Here is a 262-nt window from a genome sequence, read left to right on the forward strand (position 1 = left end):
TCATTTTATTCCACATTTCCCGGCGTTGTAGCGCATTTGAAACGCTGCTATTTGAAATGTCATCAAAAAACTCTGGAACAGTAGGTTGATTAAAGTTAAATACATCGCTCTGTACTTTTAACTTGCGGAACAAATCCATTGGGTCATCATCAGTCCAATCAGATAATTGAATAACATGCTCGTTATCTGCACTAATAATATCTTTTTCTCGCGGTTCAATAATTAATGCACCGTACATGCCAGTCATTTCTTGAAAGCCACT

The 262-nt window shown here is 37.0% G+C and carries 1 pseudogene; it reads right to left on the reverse strand.

From position 1 onward, the window contains the following. Positions 1-262, reverse strand: a pseudogene (locus PSI06_RS21810) (copper resistance system multicopper oxidase); the annotation flags it as partial.

Source organism: Pseudoalteromonas sp. GABNS16E, from assembly GCF_028598715.1.
GTDB classification, from domain to species: Bacteria; Pseudomonadota; Gammaproteobacteria; order Enterobacterales; family Alteromonadaceae; genus Pseudoalteromonas; species Pseudoalteromonas atlantica.